Source organism: Thermomonas brevis (assembly GCF_014395425.1).
In the GTDB taxonomy this organism is placed as follows: domain Bacteria; phylum Pseudomonadota; class Gammaproteobacteria; order Xanthomonadales; family Xanthomonadaceae; genus Thermomonas; species Thermomonas brevis.
Genome location: NZ_CP060711.1, coordinates 1,490,923 through 1,513,791, shown reverse-complemented (window position 1 = coordinate 1,513,791; position 22,869 = coordinate 1,490,923). Strand labels below are relative to the sequence as shown.

Sequence of the window (22,869 nt, the reverse complement as noted above, 5' to 3'; positions counted from 1 at the left end):
ATGACGGACGCGTTTGCGCCGCCGCGCCGGCTGCCGCTACAGTGGCGGCATGAACCGGGCGATTCCCTCTTTCGAGCATGGCTGGCGATGGTGGCGTGGCAATGCCGCCCCGTTCGTTTCCGTGCATTTCTCGAAGGACGCTTCCCGTGACCACGCAGGCCCGGTTCCAGCAGTACGCATCTGACGGCTTCACCCTCGTTCCCGTGGTGCGCGAGGTGCTCTCCGACCTCGACACGCCGCTGTCCGTCTACCTGAAGCTGGCCGACGGCCCGCACACCTACCTGTTCGAATCGGTGGAGGGTGGCGAGCGCTTCGGCCGCTATTCGATCATCGGCTTGCCGGCGCGGCGGGTGTACGAGTTCCGCGGTTGCGACCTGTCGGTGCGCGAGCACGGCGAGGTGGTGGAGACGCGCACGCTGGCCGATCCGCTGGCCGAGGTCGAGCGCCTGCGCGCGATGCACAAGGTGCCGGAGATCGAGGGGCTGCCGGGCTTCACCGGCGGGCTGGTGGGCTGGTTCGGCTTCGAGTGCATCGAATACATCGAGTCGCGCCTGCGCGCGAATGCGAAACCCGACGAGCTCGGCACGCCCGACATCCTGCTTATGCTCAGCGACGAGCTGGCGGTGTTCGACAACCTCAAGGGCCGCCTGTACCTGATCGTCCACGCCGACCCGCGCGAGCCGCAGGCGTGGGCGCGCGCCAACCGCCGGCTGGACGCGCTGGCGCATCGCCTGCGCCACGGCGGCGCGCCGTATCCGGAAACCCTGCAGCCGGCGGCGCTGGACGAGGCCGATTTCGTCAGCGGCTTCACCCGCGAGGGCTTCATCGCCGCGGTGGACGAGGTGAAGGACTACATCCGCGCCGGCGACGCCTTCCAGGTGGTGCTGAGCCAGCGCATGAGCGTGCCGTTCCACGCCCGCCCGGTGGACGTATACCGCGCGCTGCGGGCGCTGAACCCGTCGCCGTACATGTATTTCCTCGACGTCGGCGGCACCCAGGTCGTGGGGTCCTCGCCGGAAATCCTGGTGCGGCTGCAGGGCGGCAAGGTCACCGTGCGTCCCATCGCCGGCACCCGCCCGCGCGGCAAGACGGTCGAGGAAGACCTGGCGCTGGAAGCCGAGCTACTGGCCGACCCGAAGGAGCGCGCCGAGCACCTGATGCTGATCGACCTCGGCCGCAACGACGTCGGCCACGTCTCGCAGGCGGGCAGCGTCGAAGTCGGCGAGCGCTTCGTGATCGAACGCTACAGTCATGTCATGCACATCGTCAGCGAAGTGACCGGCAAATTGCAGGACGGCCTGAGTTACGCCGACGTGCTGCGCGCCACCTTCCCGGCCGGCACCGTGTCCGGTGCGCCGAAGATCCGCGCGCTGGAGATCATCCGCCAGCTGGAGCCGGTCAAGCGCAATGTCTACGCCGGCGCGATCGGCTACATCGGCTGGCACGGCGACGCCGACACCGCGATCGCGATACGCACCGCCGTCATCCAGAACGGCCGCCTGCACGTGCAGGCCGGCGCCGGCATCGTCTACGACTCCGATCCGGAAAAGGAATGGGACGAGACGATGAATAAGGGCCGCGCGCTGTTCCGCGCGGTGGCGCAGGCGGCGAGGGGCTTGTGAGCGGGATTCCAGCCGTGGGCCATCGGCCTGGCTCTCCTACTTCGGTCCGGGCTTCCGGCTACTTGCCGCATGTGGATGGATTGCGCTGCGTCGCGGTCATGGCGGTCCTGCTGTATCACTTCGGCGTTCCTGGGCTGGATGGCGGCTACGTCGGCGTCGATGTGTTCTTTGTCATCAGCGGCTTCCTCATCACTCGGCTCATCGCGGATGAAGTGGCAGTCACTGGTCGCTTCGATTTTCGCAACTTCTACGCACGGCGTATTCGACGAATTCTTCCGGCCTTGCTTGTAACCATGGCGGCGACTGCGGCGGTGGCCATCATCAGCCTGGCGCCTACCGATCTGGTGGCGTTCGGAAGATCGTTGGTGGCATCGGCGATGTCGCTGTCGAACATCCTGTTCTGGTCGGAAAGTGGCTATTTCGATGCCGCTTCCGAAACCAAGCCGCTGTTGCACACGTGGTCGCTTGGTGTGGAAGAACAGTTCTATCTTGTCTGGCCAGCGCTTCTGTATCTGTGCAGTCGCAAGTACGGCAAGCGAGGGTTGTTCTGGGGCATTGTGGTGGTGGGTGCAGTCAGCTTCCTGGCGAACCATGCCGCCGTCATCGCCCGAGGCGTTGGTTACCAATCCAGCCTTTTTTTTCTCCCGCACTTCCGGGTGTTCGAGTTCGCCATTGGTGCTTTGGGGTGTCTGCTGTCGAGCAGGTTGATCGCAAACCGCTGGGTGCACGAGGCGATGATGATTTCGGGGTTGGCCCTGATCGGATGGTCGATCGTTCGCCTGGACGAAGGGGCGATCTTCCCTTACGTCAACGCGATTGCACCTTGCCTGGGGCACTGCTGGTGATCGGCGCGGAGGGCTCGCGCCTGACGGGCAGTCTGCTTGCCAATGGCGTGTCTGTTTGGATAGGCAGAATCAGCTATTCGCTCTACCTAGTGCACTGGCCGATTGTGGTGTTTCTTGGGCAATCCATGCCTACGGCGCCATGGGGAATGAAGTTCCTGCTGATGGCGTCGCTGTCGTTGGTTGCCGCCATCGCCCTTCATTATCTGATCGAAGTGCGCTTCCGCCATCCAACCCCCGGTACCGGTAAGCGCGGAAGGCTATCGGGGATCCTGGCCGGCGCGGTTGCGCTGGGCATGGCCGGTGGAGCGTTGTCTGCATCCAACGGGATGCCGGGGCGCTATCAATATTTCACGCCGGGGTCTTGGGGGAAGCCGGCCGGGACAGGTTCCCCGCCTCCGGGCGGAATCAAGGATGAAGGCCCTGCCGGGCAACCGCCTGCCTTCCTGCCTCTGGACGCGGCGATGGTCGATGCCGGCAAGGTGCGGCGCCTGGAAGATCTGGCCGGTGCATGCCGGATCGATGCGCTTGCGGATGCCGACCGCTGTTTCATGCGCAGGCCGGCACAGGTGTTGCTGTTCGGAAATTCCCACGAACCCGATGCCTTCAATGCATTCAATCAAATCTACGGGCAGGATGATCGCGTCAACCTGATCAACTTCGGCACCGTCAACGAGTGTCAGATCGTGTTCGATGCGGGTGGCTTTTCCTCGCCGACGCAGGAGCTTGGCTGTTCGGAACGATTCCGCGTGCTGAACGATCCTGCCTTTCTCCGGCAGGTGGGTGTGATCATCTACAACACGCATCAGGGGTTTGATCCGGTGGCGCGCGACTTGTGGCGAGTGCTGGAGAATGTGAAGGTCAGAAATCCTGGAATCAGGATCGTGGCGATCGGTTCTTATCTGCAAACCACGATGGAATGCGCTGCCCTGTACAACAGGTTCAGAACCTTCGATGCCTGCCGGCGGGCGGAATTCGTGGACTACCACAATCCACGGGAGCGGGTGGACAGTGCCGTCGATCAGGTGCATTCCCTCGACTACCTTTACATCAGCAAATACCGGCTGCTGTGTGGCGGGGACGCGCTGGAGCATTGCGAGACATCCGCCGGTGGCGAGCCGGCGTTCTATGACAAGCACCATCTTTCCAGGGGCTTTGCCCGCCATCTCGGCGATCGGATTGCACAGGTGCATGGCGCCGACCTCGTCCGTCTTGGGCTGCCGGCCCCGGCAGGCAAGGGGATGGAAGGAGACCATGCGCGGTGACTGCATGGCCGCGTGACAGCGGGATATTGTGAGCATCCAACTGGAGGAGCAGGCATGAAACGTATCAGTGTGTCGCTTGTGCTGGCGCTTTCTGTGCTGGGCGCACAGGCGCAGTCCATCAGCGGGCAGCCCTTCATCGCTGTGCACGGCAAAGCGAAGACCGAGGTGGTTCCGGATGTGTTTCCGCTGGAAATCACCTTGAAGGACACCAGTCTGGATGCCGCGGCAACGCAGGCGGAGATCGAAGGTCACGCGCAGCAGGTGGTTGCGCTGACCAAGGCCATGACGATGGCGGATCGCGATGTGGAGATTTCCAATCTCAGCGTGTCGCCGGAGTATCGATGGGACGACAAGGAAGACAAGCAGGTTTTCCTCGGGAACACCTATGCGCGCACGATCAAGCTGCGCTTCCACGCATTGGCGGATCTGCAGAAGGCCATCGACGCCCTGCCGAAATCGAAGCAGGTGCAATTGGACACGGGCAACTTCCAGTCGTCGAAGCAGGATGACATTCGTCGCCAGTTGCTGGCGCAAGCGGTGCAGGATGCGCGCAAGACGGCGGACATCATGGCCGGCGCGGTAGGCAAGCGCATCGGCAGCGTGCACAACATCTCCAACCAGGGTTTCAACGTGCGCTATGTGGAATCGAACGAGGCCGGCACCCTCGATTCCGTGATGGTTTCGGGCGCGCGAGCGCCTGCGCCGGCCCCGCCGGTCGCGCTGCGTGAAGGCGTGATCCAGCTTGTCCAGGACGTGTACATCATCTACACGATGGCGGATTGACGCGGCGCTGGCGGGCATTGCCCACCACGTCGCTGGATTAACGATTTTTCATGTTGCCGCAAGCGCGCGGTGAGGCGCGCCGGCGCAGTCTGGCCTGGCGTTGGGGATGTCCCCCATCGAACCCGAATCCAGACTCCGAGGAATCCGCCATGAACGTCATCCGCAAGTCCCTGTTCGCCGTCGCCTTCACCGCCCTGGCCGGCGCCGCCGTCGCCGCCACACCGGCCGCCCCGGCCAGCAGCGCGGCCAAGCCCGCCGCCCACGCCAAGGCCGCCAAGCACGACAAGGCGAAGAAGGAAGACGCCAAGACCGGCAAGACCGAAACCGCCGCGCCGGCCGCCGCTCCCGCCAAGAACTGATCGTGCGTTGCGCGGATCCGTCCGTTCTCCGGGCGGATCCGCGGTTTCCCCGTCCTGCCCGCCGTGTGCGGGCCACGCCCCGCGTGCGCGAGCCCGCGGGGTATTCTTTTTCGGAAGTCCGAGGAACCGTCATGCGCGTCCTGCTGGTCGAAGACGATGCCCACACCGCCGCCTTCATCGCCAAGGGCCTGCGCGAGGACGGGCATGCGGTGGACCACGCCGCCGACGGCAAGCAGGGTCTGTTCCTGGCCAGCACCGAGCCGTTCGACGCGGTTGTCCTCGACCGCATGCTGCCTGGACTGGACGGCCTGACGCTCCTGCGCACGCTGCGCGGTGCGGGCAACGCGACGCCGATCCTGCTGCTGACCGCGCTGGGCGATACCGACCATCGCGTCGAGGGCCTGCGCGCCGGCGCCGACGACTACCTGGTCAAGCCGTTCGCCTATGCCGAACTGAGCGCGCGGCTGGACGGCATCGTCCGCCGCAACCGTCGCGAGGACGGACGCGAATCCACCCGCCTGCACGCCGGCGATCTCGAACTGGACCTGCTCTCGCGCGAGGCGCGCCGTGACGGCCGCCGCATCGAATTGCAGCCGCGCGAGTTCCGCCTGCTGCAATACCTGCTGCGCCATGCCGGCCAGGTGGTGACCCGCACCATGCTGCTGGAGGCGGTGTGGGACTACCACTTCGACCCGCAGACCAACGTCATCGACGTGCACATCAGCCGGCTGCGGCAGAAGATCGACCACGGGTTCGCGAAGCCGCTGCTGCACACCGTGCGCGGCGCCGGCTACCGGCTGGGCGAATGAGCCGCGCCTTGCCCTCCACCAGCACGCGGCTGGCGCTGCTGGTGATGGGGTTCTTCCTGGCCTCGTTCGTGCTGATCGGCGCCGGCGTGTACGTCGCCGTCTCCACGCTGCTGCTGCACGACGCGCGCGAGCTGGCGCGCGCCGATGCCATCGCGCTGGTGGACACCTACCGCGACGGCGGACGCACCGCGTTGCTGGCGGAGTTGCAGCAACGCATCCACGGCGACGAGGGCGACCCGGACGCGGTGTACGCGCTGGCCGATGCCGAAGGCCGCGCGCTGCTCGGCCGCCTGCCCGACATGCGGGCACCCGGCCCGCGCGGGCGCTGGGTGGAATTTGTCGAACTCGCCGCGGAAGGCGCGCAGGCGCAGCGCGTGATCGCCTTCGAACGGCGGTTGCCGGGCGGCGAAACCTTGCTGGTCGGGCAGCGCCTGCAATCGCAGGATCGGCTGCTGGCGCTGATGCAGCAGGCGGCGCTGCTCGCGCTGCTGATCGCCGCCACGCTGGGCGCGCTGGTAGGCTGGCTGACTTCGCGCTGGGTGGCACGGCGGCTGCGCAGCCTGGACGCCACCGCGGCGCGCGTCGGCGCCGGCGAGCTGGGCCTGCGCGTGCCGCTGGACCGCAGCGGCGACGCTTTCGACCGGGTGGCGCAGCGCTTCAACGCGATGCTCGACCGGATCGAGGACCTGCTCGGCGGCGTGCGCCACGCCACCGACCACATCGCCCACGACCTGCGCACGCCGCTGACCCGTCTGCGCAACCGGCTGGAGGACCTGCGCCAGCAGCCGTCCGGCGACGCCGCGCGGCACGAGCTGGAGCGGGCGCTGGCGGACACCGACCAGCTGTTGCAGGCGTTCGCCGCGCTGCTGCGGCTGGCGCGGATCGAGGCGCAGGCGACGGATGCCGACGCACCGGAACTCGACCTGTGCGCCCTGATCGACGATGCGGCGGAACTGTACGCGCCGGTCGCCGCCGAATGCGGCATTCGCATCGCGGTGGCGACGAACGAAGCAAGCGTGCGCGGCGACCGCGACCAACTGTTCCAGCTCGTCGTCAACCTGCTGGACAACGCGCTCAAGCACGCGCCGCCGGGCAGCGAAGTCGAACTCGCGCTGGACATCGCGCCCGACGGCGTGCGCCTGCAGGTCGCCGACCACGGCCCCGGCATCCCCGAGGCCGAGCGCGAGCGCGTGTTCGACCGCTTCCAGCGGCTGGAGGCGCACCGCGGCACGCCCGGGATCGGTCTCGGCCTGAGCCTGGTGCGCGCCATCGTCCGCCACCACGGCGGACGCATCCAGCTGCTGGACAACGCGCCGGGCCTGCGCGTGCAGGTCATGCTGCCATCGCCATAGGTTGGGGCGGGCGGCAGGGCGCTTGCGCTATCCTGCGCGGCTCCCCCACGCATCGCCCGCATCCGGGCGCAGGCCGCCATGCTGCTGATGCTCGACAACTACGACAGCTTCACCTTCAACCTCGTCCAGTACCTGCAGGAACTGGGCGCCGAGGTGCGGGTGGAGCGCAACGACGCGCTGACGGTGGACGAGATCGAACGGCTCGCGCCGCAGCGCATCGTGATTTCGCCGGGGCCGTGCACGCCGAACGAGGCGGGCGTGTCGCTGGAGCTGATCCGCAGGCTGGGGCCGACCACGCCGATCTTCGGCGTCTGCCTGGGCCACCAGACGCTGGGGCAGGTCTACGGCGGCGACGTGGTGCGCGCCGGCCGGATCATGCACGGCAAGACCTCCAGCATCCGCCACGAGGGCAAGGGCGTGTTCGCCGGCCTGCCGGACGGCTTCGAGGCGACCCGCTACCACTCGCTGGTGGTGGACAAGGCGACGCTGCCGGACTGCCTGGAAGTGACCGCGTGGACGGAGAACGAGGACGGTTCGGTCGAGGAGATCATGGGTCTGCGCCACCGCGAGCATCCGGTGGAAGGCGTGCAGTTCCATCCCGAGTCGATCTTGACCCAGCATGGCCACGCGATGCTGAAGAACTTCCTGAGCCGCTGACGCCATGCCCATCACTCCGCAGGAGGCGCTGCAACGCGCCATCGAACACCGCGAAATCTTCTTCGACGAGATGGTCGAGCTGATGCGCCAGATCATGCGCGGCGAGGTCAGCCCGGTGATGACCGCGGCCATCCTGACCGGCCTGCGCGTCAAGAAGGAAACCGTGGGCGAGATCGCCGCCGCGGCGACGGTGCTGCGCGAGTTCGCGCGCCCGGTCGAGGTCGCCGACCGTCGCCACATGGTGGACATCGTCGGCACCGGCGGCGACGGCGCGCACACCTTCAACATCTCCACCGCGTCGATGTTCGTGGTCGCGGCGGCCGGTGCGAAGGTCGCCAAGCACGGCAACCGCAGCGTCTCGTCCAAGTCCGGCAGCGCCGACGTGCTGGAGGCGCTGGGCGCGAGGATCGAACTGCAGCCGGAGCAGGTGTCGGCCTGCATCGAGCGCACCGGCATCGGCTTCATGTTCGCGCCGGTGCACCACCCGGCGATGAAGGCGGTGGCGCCGGTGCGCCGCGAGATGGGCGTGCGCACCATCTTCAACATCCTCGGCCCGCTGACCAACCCGGCCAATGCGCCCGGCATCCTGATGGGCGTGTTCCATCCCGACCTGGTCGGCATCCAGGTGCGCGTGCTGCAGGAGCTGGGCGCCGAGCGCGCGCTGGTGGTGTGGGGACGCGACGGCATGGACGAGCTCTCGCTGGGCGCGGGCACGCTGGTCGGCGAGCTGCGCGACGGCCAGGTGCGCGAATACGAACTGCATCCGGAAGACTTCGGCATCGCGATGGCGCACAGCCGCAACCTCAAGGTCGCCGACGCGACGGAATCCAGGGCGATGCTGCTGGAGGCGCTGGAGAACCGCGACGGCCTGCCGCGCGAGATCGTCGCCTACAACGCCGGCGCGGCGCTGTATGCGGCCGGCGCGGCGGAAGACATCGCCGGCGGCATCGCGCGCGCGCGCCAGGCCATCGCCAGCGGCGCGGCGCGGGCCAAGCTGGACGAGTACGTGGCCGCCACCAACGCGCTGGCCGATGGCTGAGGCCGCGTCCCCGGCGTTCGCCGCGCTGCCGTCGCCGCCCTTCTACGCGGCGATCTTCTCGTCGCTGCGCAACGGCGACGACGAGGCCGGCTACCAGGCCGCCGCCGCGCGCATGCTGGAACTGGCCGCGCGCCAGCCCGGCTTCCTCGGCGTGGAATCCGCGCGCGGCGCCGACCGCTTCGGCATCACCGTGTCGTACTGGGAAAGCGAGGCGGCGATCGCGGACTGGAAGCGCCACGCCGAACACGCCGCCGTCCGCGCCCACGGGCGCGGCCACTGGTACGACCACTTCGAACTGCGCGTGGCCAAGGTCGAGCGCGCCTACGGAAAATCCGCATCCCGATGAGCACCATCCTCGACACCATCCTGCGCCGCAAGCATGCGGAAGTCGCCGAGCGCCGCGAGCGCGTCTCGCTGTTCGAACTGAAGACCCGCGCCGCGTCCGCGCCGCCGACCCGCGGCTTCGCCGACGCCGTCGCCGCGAAGATCGCGGCCGGCCGGCCGGCGGTGATCGCCGAGGTGAAGAAGGCCAGCCCGAGCAAGGGCGTGATCCGCGCCGACTTCGACCCGGCGGCGATCGCGCGCAGCTACGAAGCCGGCGGTGCGGCCTGCCTGTCGGTGCTGACCGACGTCGATTTCTTCCAGGGCAGCGACGAGTATCTGAAACAGGCGCGCGCCGCGTGCGCGCTGCCGGTGCTGCGCAAGGACTTCATCGTCGATCCATACCAGTTGTACGAGGCGCGCACGCTCGGCGCCGACTGCGTGCTGCTGATCGCCGCCGCGCTGGACGACGCGCAGCTGTCCGAGTTCGCCTTCGTCGCCGCCGAGCTCGGCATGGACGTGCTGGTGGAAGTGCACGACCTGGACGAACTGGAGCGCGCGCTGCCGGTGCCGGCGCGTCTGCTCGGCATCAACAACCGCAACCTCAAGACCTTCGATGTGTCGCTGCGGGCCACGCTGGACCTGAAGGACGCGGTGCCGGCCGACCGCGTGCTGGTGACCGAGAGCGGCATCCTCGCGCCCGCCGACGTGGCGCTGATGCGCGAGGCCGGCGTGCACGCCTTCCTGGTCGGCGAGGCGTTCATGCGCCAGCCCGATCCGGGCGTCGCGCTGCGGGAGCTGTTCGCGTGAGTGGTGCGTATCCGCCGCCGCGCGACGATGCGCCGCTGGTGGTGTTCGACTTCGACCACACCCTGTACGACGGCGATTCCGGCAGCCACCTGTTCAAGTGGCTGATCGAACGCGCGTGGTGGCGCGTGCTGCTGGCGCTGCTGGTCGCGCCGGTGGCCGGGCCGATGGTGGCGTGGCTGCCGACCCGGCGCGCCGGCATCTCGGTGTTCGTCTGGACCGGCACGCTGGGCGTGCGCGACCGCGCCGCGCTGGACGCGCTGATCGACCGCTACGTCGCCTCGCACGTCGAGGCGGTCAAGGCGCGGCTGCTGCCGCTGGCGCTGGACGTGTTCCACCAGCACCGCGAGCGCGGCGACCGCGTGGTGGTGGCGACCGGCGCGCCGCCGGAACTGGCGCGGGCGATCCTGTCGTTCGTCGCGCACGAGGACGTGCCGGTGATCGGCACCCTGCTGGGCCCGAAGCTGGGCGGCATGGGCGCGCTGCGCCATTGCCACCACGCGATGAAGATGACGATGCTGCGCGCGGCCGGCTTCACCGGGCCGGTGGAAAGCGCCTATTCCGACAGCAGCGCAGACCTGCCGCTGCTGCGGGCGGCGCGCAGGCCGGTGGTGGTGAACCCGAAGGCGGCGCGGGTGGCGCTGTTCCGCCGCGTGCTGCCGTCCGGCACGCCGATCCTCAACTGGGGCTGTCCGGGCAGGGCGGGGGAGCCGGCAGGCGGCTGACGCGAGGGGAACGGGCTTGACGGTCGCATTCCGGTTTAATACGTTACGTATTACGAAATACGTAATGAAGAGGGTCCGATCATGCAGTTCCTGTTCGATCAGGGCGTCCTCGCGCTTGGCAGCCGGTTCAAGGCGCTGAGCGATCGCTGCTACGACGCGGTCGACCAGCTCTACCGCGATGCCGGCATTGCCCTGCAGGCGCGCTGGTTCCCCATCCTCCGCCTGCTGCAGGCCGCCGGGCCGATGCCGGTGACCGCGATCGCCGATGCCGTGGGGCAGACCCATTCGGCGGTCAGCCAGCTGGCGTCGCGGCTGGAGAAGGACGGCTGGCTGCGCTCGGAGGCCGATCCCGCCGACCGGCGCCGGCGCACGCTCGCGCTCGGCGCGCGCGCGGAAGCGGAGCTCCGGGTCGCGCAGCCGCTATGGGACGCCCTGGAGGAAACGCTGGAGCGGCGGCTGGCCGCGCAGGGCACGGGACTGCTGCATGCGCTGGCGTCGTTCGAGGAAGACCTGGCCGCCAATCCGCTGGCGGGCGAGGTGCTGGCCCGGCTGCGCGAGCGGCAGGGCGCCGCGGTGCGCATCGTCCCGTTCTCGCCGGAGCTGCGCGCGCATTTCTACCGGCTCAACGCGGAATGGTTGAGCCGGCATTACAGCATCGAGCCGATCGACCACGCGGTGCTGTCCGAACCGGAACAGCACGTGCTCGCCCCCGGCGGCGCGATCTTCTTCGCCCTGCTGGATGGCGAGCCGGTCGGCACCTGCGCATTGCTGCAGGAGGCGCCCGGCGTCTACGAGCTGTCGAAAATGGCGGTGACGGAGCGCTGCCGCGGGCTCGGCACCGGGCGGAAGCTGCTCGACGCCGCCATCGCCGACTTCCGCGCGCGCGGCGGGCAGCGCCTGTTCCTGGAATCGCACAGCGCCCTGCGGCCGGCGTTGCGGCTGTACGAAAGCGCCGGGTTCGAGCTGCAGCCGGGACTCAAGCCCGGCTCGCATTACCAGCGCTCCGACGTCTACATGATCTATCGCGGAAGCCGACGCCCGCTCATGCCGAGCCCAGCGGCTTGACGAAGCGCACCGAGCTGTCGCTGTAGCCGCAGGCCCGGTAGAACGCGTGCGCCTCGACGCGCTGGGTGCCGGAGGTCAGTTCGATGCGCGCGGCGCCGCCGCCGCGGGCGCGGCGTTCGGCCTCCTTCAGCAGGTGCCGGCCGATGCCTTGGCCCTGCGCGCTGGGCGTGACCACCAGCGCGGTGACGCGGCAGGTGGTGGTGCCCAGCGGCAGGTAGTACATGAAGTCCAGCGCCACCAGCCCGCACACCGCGCCTTCGCGGCGCGCCAGCACCAGCGCCTGGCGCTCGTTGGCGAGGATCGCGCTGATCCGTTCGGAGGCGTCGTCGAGGTCGCAGGGATAGCCCAGCTCGGCCAGCAGGTGCGCCACGTCGTCGGCGTCGGCCGGCACCGCGTTGCGCAGGTCGACGTCGGGGGCGCGGTGGCCGGGGGAAAAGGCGTGGCTCATGCGCACCGTGCTCCGTTCGGGGAATCGCTAGCGTGTGCCGTACACCACCACGGTCTTGCCGCGGGCGTGCAGCTTGCCGTCGGCCTGCAGCTTCTTCAGCACGCGGCCGGCCATCTCGCGCGAGCAGCCGACCAGCCGCGCCAGCTCCTGCCGCGACACGCGCAATTGCGTGCCCAGCGGATGCGACATCGACTCGGGCTCGTTGGCCAGGTCGAACAGGGTGCGGTAGATGCGGTCGGTGACGTCGAGGAACGCCAGCCGGCCGGCTTTGCGGCTGGTGGTCAGCAGGCGCTGGCTGATCTGGGTGCCGATCGAATACAGCAGGCGGGTGGCGTCGTTGGCCTGCGCCACCAGCAGCGACTGCAGGCGCTCGTAGCTGATCTCGGCCAGCTCGCAGGCGGTGCGCGTGCGCAGCGCCACGCCGCGCTGTTCGGTCTCGATGAACAGGCCCATCTCGCCGACGAACTCGCCCGCGCCGATGTAGCCCAGCACCAGCTCGCGCTCGTCGTCCTCGCGGGCGATGATGCTGACCGAGCCGGAGATGATGTAGTACAGCGTGCCGGCCGGATCGCCCGGGTGGAACACCTCGGTGCGCGCCGGATACTTCCGCCGGTGGCAATTGGCGATGAAGCGCTCGATGGTGTCGGGATCGGCGCCAAGCGGGTTGAATGCGCGCGGCATGGCGGGTTTGGGGAATCTGCTGCTCATTCGGGCGGACATTCGTGAATGCCCAAGCTTAGGCCGATCCGTGATGGGGGGCAAACTTCCCGAACCCGCCCGGGAGCCGGCCTCGACGCGCCGCCGGGCGCTTTGCCGCATAATCGCCGCCCTGTCCCGTTTCCGCCGGATGCCAACCGCCGTGGTCAAACCGCTGCCGCGCCTGAAGCTGCAAGGCTTCAACAACCTCACCAAGTCGCTCAGCTTCAACATCTACGACGTGTGCTACGCCGCGTCGGAGGACGAGCGCAGGCGCTACATCGAGTACATCGACGAGGAATACAACGCCGACCGCCTCACCCAGATCCTCACCGACGTGGCGGAGATCATCGGCGCGAACATCCTCAACATCGCGCGCCAGGACTACGACCCGCAGGGCGCGTCGGTGACGATCCTGATCTCCGAACAGCCGGTGATCGACAAGGCCGACGCCAAGGGCGTGATCTCCGACGCGGTGGTCGCCCACCTCGACAAGTCGCACATCACCGTGCACACCTATCCGGAAACCCATCCGGACAACGGCATCGCGACCTTCCGCGCCGACATCGACGTATCCACCTGCGGCGTGATCTCGCCGCTGAAGGCGCTGAACTACCTGATCGAGTCGCTGGAATCCGACATCGTGGTGATGGACTACCGCGTGCGCGGCTTCACCCGCGACGTGAAGGGCCGCAAGCACTTCATCGACCACAAGATCAATTCGATCCAGGACTACCTGGCGAAGAACATCCGTTCGCGCTACGAAATGCTCGACGTGAACGTGTACCAGGAAAACATGTTCCACACGAAGATGCACCTGAAGGACTTCGACCTCGACCAGTACCTGTTCGAGGAGAAGGCGCGCAACCTGTCGTTCAAGGAGCGGATGAAGATCGAGGCGCGGCTCAAGCGCGAGATCGAGGAGCTGTACCACGGGCGCAATCTGGTCGACTGAGGTCGACGCCCCGCGGAACCGGAACGCCGGCGCAAGCCGGCGTTTTCGCGTCCGGGCCCGGTCAGCCGGCGCCGGGACGCGCGGACATACCCAGCGCGCCGGCGACCAGCTGCATCGCCTCTTCGTCGCGTTCGTGGGTGATCCAGCCGGCCAGGGTGGCCTCGCCGGTTTCCACCGTCCACAGGCTGTAATGGCGTTCGCGCAGTTGGACGAACGCCGCTTGCAGCAGCGCGCCGGTGTCCGGCGCCTCCCGCGCGTCGTCGTCCATGCCCCAGTCGATGCGCTGGCGCCAGCGCGACGCCAGTTCGTCCAGCGCCTCCATCAGGCCCTCCGCGTCCTCTTCGCCGACGTGGAAGCCGGCCCTCCAGTCGATGGCGTCGCGCAGCAGCAGGGCCGGGTCGGCCTCCCCGCCGGCCTCCTCCAGCGCGGCCCGGAACGCGGCGAACTGTTGCAGCGCCGCGTCCTCGTCGTCCGGGTTCACCAGCAGCAGGAATTGCCACGCCACCACATCCAGCGCGTCCTCGTCGTCTGCCTCGATGTGGCGGGGGAACGCGTGGCTGAAGTTGTCGTCGGGGTCGTACTCGTGGCCGGACATCGGAAGGTTCCCGTCTGCGCGCAGGTGCGCAGGATACGGCCGCAGCGTCGTCCCGCGCTTGCGTGTCCGTAGAATGGCGCCCTCCCGATCCGGCCGCGTGGCCCAGGACGCGCCATGGCCGCCAACGCCACCATCTACAAGATCGAGTTGCAGGTCACCGACCTGGACCGCCACTACTACGCCAGCCATGCGCTCACGCTGGCCCGGCATCCGTCGGAGACCGAAACCCGCCTGCTGGTGCGGCTGCTGGCCTTCGCGCTGCACGCGGACGAGCGCCTGGAGTTCGGTCGCGGGCTCAGCGACGAGGACGAACCCGCGCTGTGGCGGCGCGACTACACCGGCGACATCCAGCAATGGATCGAACTGGGCCAGCCGGACGAGAGCCGGCTCCGCAAGGCCAGCGGCCGGGCCGCGGGCGTGGTGGTGGTCGGCTATGGAGGGCAGGCGGCGGAGGTATGGTGGAAGCGCAATGCGCCTGCATTGGCGCGGCTGCGCAACCTCACCGTCATGGAACTGGACGATGCGGCCATCGCGCAGGCGATCGGACTGCTGGAGCGCGGCATGCGGGTCACCGCGATGATCCAGGACGGCGAACTGCAGCTGATGGACGATGCGCGCAGCGTCTCGCTGCGGCCGCGCCTGCGGATGGTCGCCGGGACCGCGTTGCCCGAGTGAACGGGCGCTGGCGCGCGTCGCCGCGACCGCGCGCTCAAATCCGGTAGGCCACCGTCTTCATCACCGTCGACATCGCCGCCATCACCGTCGGGATCGGCCACGGCAGCACGCGTGCGCCGGCGGCCAGCGCATTGTCGGCGTGGCGGGCCTCGTCGTCCTTCATCACCGACAGGATCGCGCGGCTGCGCGCGTCGGCCGGCGGCAGCGTCTGCAGGTGTTCTTCCAGGTGCGCTTCGACCTGGCGCTCGGTTTCGACTACGAAGCCCAGGTTCCAGCCGTCGCCGCGCAGCCCGGCCGCCGCGCCGATGGCCCAGCTGCCGGCGTACCACAGCGGGTTGAACAGGCTGGGCCGGCTGTCCAGCTCGCGCAGGCGGTCGGCGCACCAGGCGAGGTGGTCGGTTTCCTCCTGCGCCGCCTCCAGCAGGTGCGCGCGGGTGGCCGGCTCGCGCGCCACCGCGGCCTGGCCGATGTACAGCGCCTGCGCGCAGACCTCGCCGACGTGGTTGATGCGCATCAGCCCCGCGGCGTGACGGCGCTCGGATTCGTCCAGCACGACGTCGGGCTCGCCCAAACCGGGATTGGGGCGTTCGGCGCGCGGCGCGCCCAGCACGGTGGACAGGGCGTTCTGGGCCGAATCCAGCAGGCGGTCCAGCGGGTTCAGGTGGCGAAGGGTGTCCATGCCGGCATTCTAGGCCGCCGCCGGCGTGGACAGGGGGCGGCTTGCGCCGGCCCGGCGGGGCGGTTATGATTCCGCTCCTTTCGCGCCCGGAATGCTGTCTGGCCGGCCCGAAACGAGACACAACGCGAGGCGACGTTCCGCAGTCAGGAACCAGCCCGACCAGGCACCCCCGATCAAGAGTTCCCAATGAAGACTTTCATCGCCAAGAACGAGACCGTCCAGCGCGACTGGTACGTCGTCGACGCCGAGGGCAAGACCCTGGGCCGTCTGGCCGCAGCACTGGCCTATCGCCTGCGCGGCAAGCACAAGCCCGTTTTCACCCCGCACGTCGACACCGGCGATTACCTCGTCGTGATCAACGCCGACAAGATCGCGGTGACCGGCAACAAGCTGCAGGACAAGATGTACCACCGCTTCACCGGCTACATCGGCAACCTGAAGACCGAGAGCCTGGGCCAGGCGCTGGAGCGCCATCCGGAGCGCGTCATCGAAATCGCGGTCAAGGGCATGCTGCCGAAGGGTCCGCTGGGCCGCGCCATGTACCGCAAGCTCAAGGTCTACGCCGGCGCCGAGCATCCGCACGCCGCCCAGCAGCCGCAGCCGCTCGAACTCTAAGGCACACGATCCCATGGCTATTTCCCAGAATTACGGCACCGGCCGCCGCAAGTCCTCCACCGCCCGTGTGTTCCTGCGCAAGGGCACTGGCACCATCACCGTCAACGACCGTCCGCTGGACGAGTTCTTCGGCCGTGAGACCGCGCGCATGATCGTGCGCCAGCCGCTGGAGCTGACCAAGAACACCGAAAGCTTCGACATCGTGGTCACCACCACCGGCGGCGGCACCACCGGCCAGGCCGGTGCGATCCGCCTCGGCATCGCCCGCGCGCTGGTCGAGTACGACGAAACCCTGAAGTCCGAGCTGCGCAAGGCCGGCTTCATGACCCGCGACGCCCGCGAGGTCGAGCGCAAGAAGGTCGGCCTGCACAAGGCGCGTCGCGCCACGCAGTTCTCCAAGCGCTGATCCTGCTTCGCCTTCCGGCCTTTTTGGCTGGAAGGCGATGGCGAAGCGCCTGTCGGCATTCATCCAGCAGGCGCGTTTCACGCTACAATTCGCTGCATAGCCCCGTCGCCAAGCGGTAAGGCACCTGACTCTGACTCAGGCATTCGGTGGTTCGAATCCATCCGGGGCTGCCATCTCTCCGAAACCCGCCGCAAGGCGGGTTTCGTCTTTTCCGGCCGCCGATTGCGGCGGCGCGATCCGATGCGGTGCGACAATGGCGCCCTCATTCGCGGAGACGCCGATGGTCGCCGGTTTTGCCGCCCCGCAGACGCCGCTGGACGGGCTCGATGCCGCCCTGCGCGATCGCGGCTTCGCCGTGCTCGCCCCCGACGCCGTGGCCGCGCTGGCCGGCGTGCCGCGCGCCGCCTTCGACGCGCTGCTTCCCAGCTGGGACGACCTGTGCAGCGACGAATACCTCAAGGACGGCGGCCGCTACCGTCGGCGCCGGCATGCCTGTTTCGTGGTCGAAGGCGACGCGCTGCGCCAGGTGCCGCACCGCATGCACTGGCAGCCGGTGGAATACAACGCGCTGCACGGCGGCATGGAACGCTGGTTCGAGCCGATCGAAGCGGCCACCATTGCGCAGCCCGCCTGGACCGCGCTGATCCGCGCGCTGGCGCGGGTCTGCTCGGCGCGGATGCCGGCGCCGCGCTGGCACGTGGAAGCGCACCAGTTCCGTATCGACACCAGCGACGGCCTCGGCCGGCCCACGCCGGAAGGCGCGCATCGCGACGGCGTGGATTTCGTCGCGGTGCTGCTGGTGTCGCGGCACGCGATCAAGGGCGGCGAGACGCGCGTGTTCGAGGCCAACGGCCCGGACGGCCAGCGCTTCACCCTCGCCGAGCCGTGGTCGCTGCTGCTGCTGGACGACGCGCGGGTGATCCACGAATCCACCCCGATCCAGCCGCTGGCCGCGGAGGGCGGGCACCGCGACACGCTGGTGCTGACGTTCCGCGCGCAGGGTTTCCAGGGCGACGCATGAGCGGCGCGGACGTTTGCGACGGACGTGCATGCAGGCCGCGATGATCGTTACAATTGCAACAAATAAAATCGACGCAACGAGGTCACGATGAAGCTGGGTTCTCTCAAGGAAGGCGGGCGCGACGGCACCCTGATCGTGGTATCGCGCGACCTCGCGAAAGCCGTACGGGCCGCCGGCATCGCCCTGACTCTGCAGCAGGCGCTGGAGGACTGGGAGAACGCCGCGCCGCGCCTGAACGCGCTGTATGAGGCGTTGAACGCCGGCGCTGCCGAGGGCGCGTTCGACCTCGACGCGCAGGCGCTGGCCGCGCCGCTGCCGCGCGCCTACGAATTCGTCGACGGCAGCGCCTACCTGCCGCACGTCGAGCGCGTGCGCCGCGCGCGTGGCGCGCAGGTGCCGGAGAGTTTCTACGTCGATCCACTGATGTACCAGGCGGTCAGCGCCGGCTTTCTCGGCCCGCGCGACCCGGTGAAGGTGGTCAGCGAGGACTACGGCATTGACCTCGAAGCCGAGATCGTCATCGTCACCGACGACGTGCCGATGGCGGTAACAAGGGAGCAGGCCGCCGGCCACATCCAGCTGGTCGGCATCATTAACGACGTTTCGCTGCGCAATCTGATCCCGCCGGAGCTCGCCAAAGGCTTCGGCTTCCTGCAGTCCAAGCCGCGCAGCGCGCTCGGCCCGGTGTTCGTCACGCCCGACGAACTGGGCGAGGCCTGGCAGGGCAGCAAGGTGCACCTGCCGATGCTCACCCACATCAACGGCGAGTGGTTCGGCGCGCCGGAGGCGGGCGTGGACATGCAGTTCGACTTCGCCCAGCTGGTGGCGCACGCGGCCAAGACCCGGCCGCTGTCGGCCGGCACCATCGTCGGTTCCGGCACCGTGGCGAACGAGGACACCGCGCTGGGCGCGTCCTGTTTCGCCGAGCGGCGCACCGTGGAAACCCTGCGCGACGGCAAGCCGAGCACGCCGTTCATGTCGTTCGGCGACACCGTGCGCATCGAGGTGCTGGACCGCGACGGCCGCAGCGTCTTCGGCGCCATCGAACAGCGCATCGAACGCCAGCCCGCGCTCTGAGCCGGACCGGGCGGTCGAACCGGCATCGCCAACGGTTTTCGCGCCGCCCGCGCGGCGCGCTAAGGTGGCCCTCATGAGCGAACCGCTGCAGCTGTATTCCTATTGGCGCTCCAGCGCGGCCTACCGCGTGCGCATCGGCCTGAACCTGAAGGGGCTGGCCTACGAGATCGTGCCGGTGCACCTGGTGCAGGACGGTGGGCAGCAGCACACGGACGCCTACCGCCAGCTCAATCCGCAGGAGCTGATCCCCACGCTCGGCCACGGCCAGCGGCGGATGGGGCAATCGCTGGCGATCCTCGAATACCTGGACGAAGTGTGGCCCGAGCCGCCGCTGCTGCCGGCCACCGCGCGCGCGCGCCAGCGGGTGCGCGCGCTGGCGCTGCTGGTCGCCTGCGACGTGCATCCGCTCAACAACCTGCGCGTGCTGCAGTACTTCGAGCGCGAGTGGAACGTGCCGCCGCCCGAGCGCGATGCGTGGGTGAAGCACTGGATCGAGGACGGCTTCCGCGCCGCCGAGGCGCTGCTGGCCGGGCATCCGTCCACCGGCGACTTCTGCGAGGGCGAAGCGCCGACGCTGGCCGACTGCTGCCTGATCCCGCAGATCTACAACGCGCGCCGGTTCGGCGTGGACATGGCGGCGTATCCCACGTTGCAGCGGATCGAGGCGGCCTGCCTCGCGCTGCCGGCCTTCGACGCCGCGCGCCCGGAAAACCAGCCGGACGCGCCCGCCGCGAACTGAGCGCGGCGCGCCCGGCGCGTGCCGTTACTGCGTCGCGAACACGTCCGCGTAGGGGTCGTGCTCGCTGCTGGCGCCTTCCGACAGGCGGAACTTGAGCGCCAGGCCGTCGCGCGAATCGGCCGCCTTCAGCGCCTCCTCCAGCTCGATCCGGCCTTCCTTGTGCAGGCGGAACAGGCACTGGTCGAAGCTCTGCATGCCGTCCTGCAGCGATTCCTCCATCGCCGCCTTGATCTCGTGCACCTGGCCGCGGCGCAGCAGGTCGCGGATCAGCGGCGTGTTGATCAGCACTTCGGTCGCCGGCATGCGGCGGCCGTCCACGCCCAGCACCAGGCGCTGGCTGACCACCGCCTTCAGGTTCAGGGCGAGATTCATCAGCACGTTCTTGTGCGCACCCTCGGGGAAGAAATTGAGGATGCGCTCGATGGTCTGGTCGGCGTTGTTGGAATGCAGCGTGGCCAGGCAGATGTGGCCGGTCTCGGCGAAGGCGATCGCCGCCTCCATCGTCTCGGCATCGCGGATCTCGCCGATCAGGATCACGTCCGGCGCCTCGCGCATCGCGTTCTTCAGCGCGGCGTGGAAGCTGTGCGTGTCCAGCCCGACCTCGCGCTGGTTGACCACCGACAGCTTGTGCCGGTGCAGGTATTCGATCGGATCCTCGATGGTGAGGATGTGGCCGGTGGTGGTGGTGTTGCGGTGGTCGATCATCGACGCCAGCGTGGTCGACTTGCCGGAGCCGGTGGAACCGACGATCAGCACCAGTCCGCGCGGCGCCATGATGATGTCCTTCAGCACCAGCGGCAGCTGCAGCTCCTCGATGCTGGGGATGATGCTGCGGATGGTGCGGATCACCATCCCCACTTCGCCGCGCTGCTGGAACACGTTGACGCGGAACCGGCCGCAGCCCGGCACCGAGATCGCCATGTTCAGCTCCTTCTCGCGCTCGAACTCGGCGATCTGCGCCGCGTCCATCAGCCCGTAGGCGATGTCCTTGCACTCGCCGGCGGTCAGCGGCGCATCGCTCATCGGCTGCAGCATGCCCTCGATCTTCACGTTCACCGGCGCGCCGGTGGACAGGAACATGTCCGACGCGTCCTTTTCCGCCATCAGCTTGAAGAAATGGCCGATATCCATCCTGGTTCCCCTTGCTGCGCGCGCCGGCGTTTGCATCGTCGGCGGCGGCTTCCCACAATGGCCGCGACGTACCGACGAGCCGCGACCTCCCATGCGCCAAAGCTTCGCACACTTCCGCACCGCCCTGTATGCCCCGGTCCTCTGCGGCGCGCTGTTCGCCGCCGGTTGCGCCAGCCTGCCGCCGCCCACCGCCGAGCTGGACGCGGCGCGGCAGGCGGTGACGCGCGCCGAGTCCGCCGATGCCGACCAGTACGCGCCGGACGCGCTGGCTAGCGCCCGCGACGCGCTGCAGCGCGCGCAGGCGGCGATGGCGCGCGGCCGCGACGACGACGCCCGCGACGCCGCGCTGGCCGCCGCCGCCGATGCCGACCTGGCGCGGGTGCGCAGCGGCGCCGCACGCACCCGCGCCGAATACCTGCAGAAGCAGGCGGAGATCGCCGAGCTGCGCGCGCGCCTGCGGATCGACGACATGCCTGTCGCGGACGACCCGCTCGACATCCCGGCCCCGGCCGGCCCGGTCGAACAGCGCCTGCAGCAGCTGGACGCCGATGCCCGCCTGGGCCAGTTCGCGCAGTACGAACGCCTGCAGGCGCGGCAGGCGCTGGCGGCGCTGCCGGGCACGCCGCGCCGCAACCTGCCGGCGGCGCTGGCGCGCGCCGAGCGACGGGTCGGCATCGCCGAACAGGCGGCGCGGATCGAGGCCGCGCGCCGCGAGATCGACAGGCTGGAGCGCGAGCGCAGCGAACTGCTGGTCGAAGCCAGCCGCCGCGAAGCAGAGCGCGCCCGCGCCGAAGCCGAGCAACTGCGCATCCAGACCCAGATCCAGGCCGAGGAAGCCGCACGCCTGCGTGCGCAGGCGGAACAGGTCGAGCTGGTGCTAGACGGCGCGCAGGCCGAGCAGCAGGGCAAGGTGGACGCCGCGCGCGAGAAGGAAGCGGCGCTGGCGCGCAAGGAGGCGGAACTGGTCGCAGGTGCGAAGCTGCCGCCGGTGCGGCGCGACGCGAACGGCGAGGTGTTCACCCTGGCCGGCGACGCCTTCGCCTCCGGGCAGGCCCAGCTCACGAAAGCCGCCTCGGCCAGCATCAAGGCGCTGGGCATCTACCTGGCCGCGCTGCCGGGCGGCGCGGTGCAGGTGGTCGGCCACAGCGACAGCCAAGGCGATGCCGCCACCAACCAGACGCTGTCCGAAAAGCGCGCGCAGCAGGTGCGCGCCGGCCTGGTCGCGGCCGGTCTGCCCCGCGCGCGGGTGACCGCGCAGGGCCGCGGCGCGGCGGAGCCGGTGGCGGACAACGGCTCCGCGGCAGGTCGCGCGAAGAACCGCCGGGTCGAGATCGTCGTCGCCGGAAAACCCTGAAAAATCATCCGTTTGGGTGCGGTTTTGGCGGCTTCGCCGGCGCATCCCGCCGTTCATCGGGCGCACTTGCCAAGCCGTTTTGGCAGGCGTAGGGTCGGATACCCGGAGATTGCGATTTCCCGCAATCCTCCGGCCGGAGACCGGCCGATGATTGATCCGTTCGACAACCCGGAGATCGCCGCCGCAAGCCGCAAACGCGGCGGGGGCGGCCGGGTGGCGAATGCCGCAATCCTGACCGGTCGATCCTGCAACCCCGAAACGCCCCGTGCCCGACCGTGCCGGGGCGTTTTCGTTTCCGCCGCCCGCGCGGCGCTTCCCCTTTGCGCAACCGGGCCGAGGCCCGGCCGCGTCATCCCGGCAGCTCCGCTGCCATCCCCCGTGCCGGCCGCACCGCAGGCGAGGCCGGCGCCTTGCCGATCAGGAGGTCTCCATGTTCGAAGGGCAACCCCAGGCTGAACTCGACGCGATGATGAAGGCGAACAGCGAGTTCAGGCAGCTGTACTTCCGCCACAAGGAACTCGACAAGCAGGTACTGGATGCCGAGCTCGGCGTGCTGCCGATCGACGACACCACCCTGGGCCAGATGAAGCGCGAGAAACTCGCCGCCAAGCAGCGCCTGCTGCAGATGTACGAACGCGCCAACTGAGGCGCAGGCCCGGTCGCGCGGGCGGCGGTGGCGACTTGCTGCACCGCCCGCGTCGTTTTCGTTCAGAAGGCATTCCGGCTGGCGCCGCCGGCGGGGGCGGGCGGGGGCGAATGGTAAACTTGCGCGTCGGCGGCAATGGACGCAGCCGATGAACAACGCCCCTCCGAGACGCCCTCCATGCAAGCC

Annotated in this window: 27 protein-coding genes and 1 tRNA gene; 23 read left to right on the top strand and 5 right to left on the bottom strand. The window is 69.0% G+C overall.

What is annotated here, in order from left to right; translation table 11 throughout:
- Positions 1 to 101: 101 nt before the first annotated feature.
- The 13 genes from trpE (at position 102) to H9L17_RS07050 (ending at position 11,646) form a co-directional block, all read left to right on the top strand.
- A complete protein-coding gene (trpE, locus tag H9L17_RS07110) occupies positions 102 to 1,622 on the top strand; it encodes an anthranilate synthase component I (RefSeq protein WP_425507409.1) in 1,521 nt (506 codons plus the stop codon).
- 98 nt (positions 1,623 to 1,720) lie between these two features.
- Positions 1,721 to 2,467, top strand: a complete 747-nt coding sequence (locus tag H9L17_RS07105; RefSeq protein WP_187571628.1) for an acyltransferase family protein — start codon at positions 1,721 to 1,723, stop codon at positions 2,465 to 2,467.
- A gap of 146 nt (positions 2,468 to 2,613) precedes the next feature.
- Complete coding sequence (locus H9L17_RS07100; protein WP_187571627.1) at positions 2,614 to 3,729, top strand: SGNH hydrolase domain-containing protein; 1,116 nt, start codon at positions 2,614 to 2,616, stop codon at positions 3,727 to 3,729.
- 54 nt (positions 3,730 to 3,783) lie between these two features.
- Complete coding sequence (locus tag H9L17_RS07095) at positions 3,784 to 4,512, top strand: SIMPL domain-containing protein (RefSeq protein WP_187571626.1); 729 nt, start codon at positions 3,784 to 3,786, stop codon at positions 4,510 to 4,512.
- 149 nt (positions 4,513 to 4,661) lie between these two features.
- A complete protein-coding gene (locus H9L17_RS07090) occupies positions 4,662 to 4,871 on the top strand; it encodes a hypothetical protein (protein ID WP_187571625.1) in 210 nt (69 codons plus the stop codon).
- A gap of 131 nt (positions 4,872 to 5,002) precedes the next feature.
- Entirely contained in the window at positions 5,003 to 5,680 is a 678-nt protein-coding gene (locus H9L17_RS07085) for a response regulator transcription factor (protein WP_187571624.1), read from the top strand.
- Positions 5,677 to 7,032 carry a sensor histidine kinase gene (locus tag H9L17_RS07080; protein WP_187571623.1) on the top strand — a complete coding sequence of 452 codons (1,356 nt, stop codon included), beginning with the start codon at positions 5,677 to 5,679 and terminating at the stop codon, positions 7,030 to 7,032. Before H9L17_RS07085 ends, H9L17_RS07080 begins: the two co-directional genes overlap by 4 nt.
- A gap of 78 nt (positions 7,033 to 7,110) precedes the next feature.
- A complete protein-coding gene (locus H9L17_RS07075) occupies positions 7,111 to 7,689 on the top strand; it encodes an anthranilate synthase component II (RefSeq protein WP_187571622.1) in 579 nt (192 codons plus the stop codon).
- Positions 7,690 to 7,693: 4 nt separating this feature from the next.
- On the top strand, positions 7,694 to 8,728 hold the full coding sequence (trpD, locus tag H9L17_RS07070) for an anthranilate phosphoribosyltransferase (RefSeq protein ID WP_187571621.1): 1,035 nt from the start codon (positions 7,694 to 7,696) through the stop codon (positions 8,726 to 8,728).
- Positions 8,721 to 9,074 (top strand): antibiotic biosynthesis monooxygenase family protein, encoded by a 354-nt coding sequence (locus H9L17_RS07065; protein WP_187571620.1) that lies wholly within the window; start codon positions 8,721 to 8,723, stop codon positions 9,072 to 9,074. The genes trpD and H9L17_RS07065 overlap by 8 nt, the downstream gene beginning before the upstream one ends.
- The gene (trpC, locus tag H9L17_RS07060) at positions 9,071 to 9,859 is read left to right on the top strand and encodes an indole-3-glycerol phosphate synthase TrpC (protein WP_187571619.1); all 789 of its coding nucleotides are present in this window, start codon (positions 9,071 to 9,073) and stop codon (positions 9,857 to 9,859) included. Before H9L17_RS07065 ends, trpC begins: the two co-directional genes overlap by 4 nt.
- Complete coding sequence (locus H9L17_RS07055) at positions 9,856 to 10,581, top strand: haloacid dehalogenase-like hydrolase (protein WP_187571618.1); 726 nt, start codon at positions 9,856 to 9,858, stop codon at positions 10,579 to 10,581. The genes trpC and H9L17_RS07055 overlap by 4 nt, the downstream gene beginning before the upstream one ends.
- Before the next feature lie 81 nt (positions 10,582 to 10,662).
- Complete coding sequence (locus H9L17_RS07050) at positions 10,663 to 11,646, top strand: bifunctional helix-turn-helix transcriptional regulator/GNAT family N-acetyltransferase (RefSeq protein WP_187571617.1); 984 nt, start codon at positions 10,663 to 10,665, stop codon at positions 11,644 to 11,646.
- On the opposite strand, the gene H9L17_RS07045 is transcribed toward H9L17_RS07050, so the two are convergent.
- Entirely contained in the window at positions 11,624 to 12,094 is a 471-nt protein-coding gene (locus H9L17_RS07045; RefSeq protein ID WP_187571616.1) for a GNAT family N-acetyltransferase, read from the bottom strand. The genes H9L17_RS07050 and H9L17_RS07045 overlap by 23 nt on opposite strands.
- Before the next feature lie 27 nt (positions 12,095 to 12,121).
- Complete coding sequence (gene crp, locus H9L17_RS07040; protein ID WP_187571615.1) at positions 12,122 to 12,802, bottom strand: cAMP-activated global transcriptional regulator CRP; 681 nt, start codon at positions 12,800 to 12,802, stop codon at positions 12,122 to 12,124.
- Between the two features lie 151 nt (positions 12,803 to 12,953).
- Between crp and speD the strand changes: the two genes are divergently transcribed.
- Positions 12,954 to 13,745 (top strand): adenosylmethionine decarboxylase, encoded by a 792-nt coding sequence (gene speD, locus H9L17_RS07035; RefSeq protein WP_187571614.1) that lies wholly within the window; start codon positions 12,954 to 12,956, stop codon positions 13,743 to 13,745.
- A 61-nt stretch (positions 13,746 to 13,806) separates the two neighbouring features.
- Here speD and H9L17_RS07030 read toward each other — a convergent pair whose 3' ends face one another.
- On the bottom strand, positions 13,807 to 14,340 hold the full coding sequence (locus H9L17_RS07030) for a DUF6630 family protein (protein WP_187571613.1): 534 nt from the start codon (positions 14,338 to 14,340) through the stop codon (positions 13,807 to 13,809).
- A 114-nt stretch (positions 14,341 to 14,454) separates the two neighbouring features.
- On the opposite strand from H9L17_RS07030, the gene H9L17_RS07025 reads away from it, so the two are divergent.
- Positions 14,455 to 15,015, top strand: a complete 561-nt coding sequence (locus tag H9L17_RS07025; protein WP_187571612.1) for a YaeQ family protein — start codon at positions 14,455 to 14,457, stop codon at positions 15,013 to 15,015.
- Positions 15,016 to 15,049: 34 nt separating this feature from the next.
- Here H9L17_RS07025 and coq7 read toward each other — a convergent pair whose 3' ends face one another.
- Positions 15,050 to 15,694, bottom strand: coding sequence for a 2-polyprenyl-3-methyl-6-methoxy-1,4-benzoquinone monooxygenase (coq7, locus tag H9L17_RS07020; RefSeq protein WP_187571611.1), 645 nt, complete (start codon positions 15,692 to 15,694; stop codon positions 15,050 to 15,052).
- A gap of 186 nt (positions 15,695 to 15,880) precedes the next feature.
- Here coq7 and rplM point away from each other — a divergent pair, with 186 nt between their 5' ends.
- The 6 genes from rplM (at position 15,881) to maiA (ending at position 19,552) form a co-directional block, all read left to right on the top strand.
- Entirely contained in the window at positions 15,881 to 16,309 is a 429-nt protein-coding gene (gene rplM / locus H9L17_RS07015; RefSeq protein ID WP_187571610.1) for a 50S ribosomal protein L13, read from the top strand.
- Between the two features lie 13 nt (positions 16,310 to 16,322).
- Positions 16,323 to 16,715: a 30S ribosomal protein S9 gene (gene rpsI / locus H9L17_RS07010; RefSeq protein ID WP_187571609.1), complete on the top strand. Its 393-nt coding sequence runs from the start codon at positions 16,323 to 16,325 to the stop codon at positions 16,713 to 16,715.
- A gap of 98 nt (positions 16,716 to 16,813) precedes the next feature.
- Positions 16,814 to 16,888: transfer RNA gene (locus H9L17_RS07005), tRNA-Gln, on the top strand.
- A gap of 80 nt (positions 16,889 to 16,968) precedes the next feature.
- Complete coding sequence (locus H9L17_RS07000; protein ID WP_223158091.1) at positions 16,969 to 17,736, top strand: 2OG-Fe dioxygenase family protein; 768 nt, start codon at positions 16,969 to 16,971, stop codon at positions 17,734 to 17,736.
- 87 nt (positions 17,737 to 17,823) lie between these two features.
- Entirely contained in the window at positions 17,824 to 18,813 is a 990-nt protein-coding gene (locus H9L17_RS06995; protein WP_187571608.1) for a fumarylacetoacetate hydrolase family protein, read from the top strand.
- 73 nt (positions 18,814 to 18,886) lie between these two features.
- Positions 18,887 to 19,552 carry a maleylacetoacetate isomerase gene (gene maiA / locus H9L17_RS06990; protein WP_187571607.1) on the top strand — a complete coding sequence of 222 codons (666 nt, stop codon included), beginning with the start codon at positions 18,887 to 18,889 and terminating at the stop codon, positions 19,550 to 19,552.
- A 24-nt stretch (positions 19,553 to 19,576) separates the two neighbouring features.
- Here the strand turns inward: maiA and H9L17_RS06985 are convergent, their stop codons facing one another.
- Positions 19,577 to 20,683: a PilT/PilU family type 4a pilus ATPase gene (locus H9L17_RS06985; RefSeq protein WP_187571606.1), complete on the bottom strand. Its 1,107-nt coding sequence runs from the start codon at positions 20,681 to 20,683 to the stop codon at positions 19,577 to 19,579.
- A gap of 91 nt (positions 20,684 to 20,774) precedes the next feature.
- Between H9L17_RS06985 and H9L17_RS06980 the strand changes: the two genes are divergently transcribed.
- On the top strand, positions 20,775 to 22,037 hold the full coding sequence (locus tag H9L17_RS06980; protein WP_187571605.1) for an OmpA family protein: 1,263 nt from the start codon (positions 20,775 to 20,777) through the stop codon (positions 22,035 to 22,037).
- A 430-nt stretch (positions 22,038 to 22,467) separates the two neighbouring features.
- Complete coding sequence (locus tag H9L17_RS06975) at positions 22,468 to 22,683, top strand: HP1242/YdcH family protein (RefSeq protein ID WP_187571604.1); 216 nt, start codon at positions 22,468 to 22,470, stop codon at positions 22,681 to 22,683.
- Positions 22,684 to 22,869 lie beyond the last annotated feature (186 nt).

What these genes read in the sequence shown, in the direction of transcription:
- trpE (WP_425507409.1), top strand. Translation starts at nt 102, where the DNA reads ATGCCGCCCCGTTCGTTTCCGTGCATTTCTCGAAGGACGCTTCCCGTG.
- H9L17_RS07105 (WP_187571628.1), top strand. Translation starts at nt 1,721, where the DNA reads ATGGCGGTCCTGCTGTATCACTTCGGCGTTCCTGGGCTGGATGGCGGC.
- H9L17_RS07100 (WP_187571627.1), top strand. Translation starts at nt 2,614, where the DNA reads ATGAAGTTCCTGCTGATGGCGTCGCTGTCGTTGGTTGCCGCCATCGCC.
- H9L17_RS07095 (WP_187571626.1), top strand. Translation starts at nt 3,784, where the DNA reads ATGAAACGTATCAGTGTGTCGCTTGTGCTGGCGCTTTCTGTGCTGGGC.
- H9L17_RS07090 (WP_187571625.1), top strand. Translation starts at nt 4,662, where the DNA reads ATGAACGTCATCCGCAAGTCCCTGTTCGCCGTCGCCTTCACCGCCCTG.
- H9L17_RS07085 (WP_187571624.1), top strand. Translation starts at nt 5,003, where the DNA reads ATGCGCGTCCTGCTGGTCGAAGACGATGCCCACACCGCCGCCTTCATC.
- H9L17_RS07080 (WP_187571623.1), top strand. Translation starts at nt 5,677, where the DNA reads ATGAGCCGCGCCTTGCCCTCCACCAGCACGCGGCTGGCGCTGCTGGTG.
- H9L17_RS07075 (WP_187571622.1), top strand. Translation starts at nt 7,111, where the DNA reads ATGCTGCTGATGCTCGACAACTACGACAGCTTCACCTTCAACCTCGTC.
- trpD (WP_187571621.1), top strand. Translation starts at nt 7,694, where the DNA reads ATGCCCATCACTCCGCAGGAGGCGCTGCAACGCGCCATCGAACACCGC.
- H9L17_RS07065 (WP_187571620.1), top strand. Translation starts at nt 8,721, where the DNA reads ATGGCTGAGGCCGCGTCCCCGGCGTTCGCCGCGCTGCCGTCGCCGCCC.
- trpC (WP_187571619.1), top strand. Translation starts at nt 9,071, where the DNA reads ATGAGCACCATCCTCGACACCATCCTGCGCCGCAAGCATGCGGAAGTC.
- H9L17_RS07050 (WP_187571617.1), top strand. Translation starts at nt 10,663, where the DNA reads ATGCAGTTCCTGTTCGATCAGGGCGTCCTCGCGCTTGGCAGCCGGTTC.
- H9L17_RS07045 (WP_187571616.1), bottom strand. Translation starts at nt 12,094, where the DNA reads ATGAGCCACGCCTTTTCCCCCGGCCACCGCGCCCCCGACGTCGACCTG.
- crp (WP_187571615.1), bottom strand. Translation starts at nt 12,802, where the DNA reads ATGAGCAGCAGATTCCCCAAACCCGCCATGCCGCGCGCATTCAACCCG.
- H9L17_RS07030 (WP_187571613.1), bottom strand. Translation starts at nt 14,340, where the DNA reads ATGTCCGGCCACGAGTACGACCCCGACGACAACTTCAGCCACGCGTTC.
- H9L17_RS07025 (WP_187571612.1), top strand. Translation starts at nt 14,455, where the DNA reads ATGGCCGCCAACGCCACCATCTACAAGATCGAGTTGCAGGTCACCGAC.
- coq7 (WP_187571611.1), bottom strand. Translation starts at nt 15,694, where the DNA reads ATGGACACCCTTCGCCACCTGAACCCGCTGGACCGCCTGCTGGATTCG.
- rplM (WP_187571610.1), top strand. Translation starts at nt 15,881, where the DNA reads ATGAAGACTTTCATCGCCAAGAACGAGACCGTCCAGCGCGACTGGTAC.
- rpsI (WP_187571609.1), top strand. Translation starts at nt 16,323, where the DNA reads ATGGCTATTTCCCAGAATTACGGCACCGGCCGCCGCAAGTCCTCCACC.
- H9L17_RS07000 (WP_223158091.1), top strand. Translation starts at nt 16,969, where the DNA reads ATGGCGCCCTCATTCGCGGAGACGCCGATGGTCGCCGGTTTTGCCGCC.
- H9L17_RS06995 (WP_187571608.1), top strand. Translation starts at nt 17,824, where the DNA reads ATGAAGCTGGGTTCTCTCAAGGAAGGCGGGCGCGACGGCACCCTGATC.
- maiA (WP_187571607.1), top strand. Translation starts at nt 18,887, where the DNA reads ATGAGCGAACCGCTGCAGCTGTATTCCTATTGGCGCTCCAGCGCGGCC.
- H9L17_RS06985 (WP_187571606.1), bottom strand. Translation starts at nt 20,683, where the DNA reads ATGGATATCGGCCATTTCTTCAAGCTGATGGCGGAAAAGGACGCGTCG.
- H9L17_RS06980 (WP_187571605.1), top strand. Translation starts at nt 20,775, where the DNA reads ATGCGCCAAAGCTTCGCACACTTCCGCACCGCCCTGTATGCCCCGGTC.
- H9L17_RS06975 (WP_187571604.1), top strand. Translation starts at nt 22,468, where the DNA reads ATGTTCGAAGGGCAACCCCAGGCTGAACTCGACGCGATGATGAAGGCG.